General features: G+C 71.3%; 2 protein-coding genes. Both read left to right on the top strand.

The features are described from left to right. On the top strand, window positions 1-1130 hold a 1130-nt coding region (locus tag AB0O00_RS38870), incomplete at its 5' end, for an FAD-dependent oxidoreductase (RefSeq protein WP_363659393.1). Between the two features lie 22 nt (window positions 1131-1152). After that, on the top strand, window positions 1153-1557 hold a 405-nt coding region (locus AB0O00_RS38865), incomplete at its 3' end, for a DegT/DnrJ/EryC1/StrS family aminotransferase (RefSeq protein WP_363659392.1).

The following is a 1557-nucleotide window of genomic DNA, read 5'->3' as shown; positions in this document are numbered from 1 at the left end:
CCGGCCTTCTCACCGCCGTCCGCCTTGCATGTTCCGGCCACAAAGTGACCGTGCTGGACGTCGAACGCGTCGGTTCCGGCGCCACCTGCGCCAACCACGGCATGCTCCACTCCGGTGCCCTCTACGCCCGCCAGTCCCCGCACATCGTGGCTTTCTGCCGCGAGGCCCAGGACTTCTACTCCCGGCTCGCCCCCGAGGCCGAGATCCCCGCCGGCGAGGCCGTCTATGTCCTCGCCCCCGGCGACGAGCAGGCCTTCCGGACCGCACTCGACGCCCACCACCTCGCGCACCGCGCTGTGGAGGCCACCGATGTCCCAGGCCTGCGCGCCAGTTCCGTCGCCGGGCAGAAGCTGGTCGCCACCACCGAGCGCGCCATCTCATCCCGCCGACTCCTGGAAGCCGCCACCGCCCAGTGCCTCGCGGCCGGGGTGCGCTTCGTTCTGGGCACCGCCGCACACAGCATCATCGTCACAAACGGCAGGGCTCGCGCCGTGCGCACCGGCAGCGGCGAGCTGCTGGAGGCCGACCACATCGTCCTGGCCGCCGGCCTTGGCACCCGCCGCATCCTCGCCGAGCTGGAGTCCAAGCACGCCCCGGACCTCAAGTCCCGGCTCGATATGATGATGCGCCTGCCCGGCACCCTCGCGCGAGGCATCATCTTCACCAACCAGTCCGGGCCGGTCGCCATGCCCGGCCCCCGCGGCAGTGTCCTCGCCTCCCTCTACGGAGGCATCCAGCCACAGATCGCCGGATGCCGCCGCTTCCCCGTCACCATGGAACGCGCCCAACTCCTCCTTCAGCAACTGCGCGAACTGCTGGAGCCCGGCACCGTCGACCTCGACGACGCCACCGTCTACACCGTCGGCAAGACCGACTACGTCGGCACCGACCACGCCATCGGCGGCCTGTTCAACCCCGGCCACCGCATCATCGACCACCGGGACGACGACGGCATCACCGGCCTGCACACCATCTGCACCGGCAAGATGACGCTCGCCGGACACGCCTCCCGCGACTGCGCCGAGCAGATCCTCGGCCACCGCGTCGCCTTGCCCATCCACCCCCGACCCGCCCCGCCGGTGCCCGACGGCCTCGTAGCCGTCGAGCCGTGGGCCACCGTCGCGGCCTGACCGAGGAAAGGAGAAGAACGCCATGACCACGGTGATCCCACCGTTCCGCATCTCGTTCACACCGCAGCAGAAGGCGACGTTCCATGCTGCCGCAGGCGCGATCCTCGACAGCGGCCAGCTAACCCTCGGCCCCTACACCCAGCACCTGGAACAGGCCTTCGCCACAATGGCCCGAACCGCCCACGCCGTCGCCGTCTCCTCCGGCACCGCCGCGCTGGAGATCATCGTCCGGGCCCTCGACCTCGGCGGCGCCGACGTCCTGGTCCCAGCGAACACCAACTACGCCACCGCGGAAGCCGCCATTCGCGCGGGCGCCCGTCCCGTCCTCTACGACGCCGGCCTCGCCGCCACCGCCGGCGCCATCGACGCCGCACGCACCCCGGGCACCCGCGCCATCGTCCTCGTCCACATCGGCGGCCACATCACC

It is taken from the genome of Kitasatospora sp. NPDC093558 (assembly GCF_040683475.1).
Classification (GTDB): domain Bacteria; phylum Actinomycetota; class Actinomycetes; order Streptomycetales; family Streptomycetaceae; genus Kitasatospora.
The sequence above is the reverse complement of the archived record's forward strand: the minus strand, read 5'-3'. Positions and strand labels throughout refer to the sequence as shown.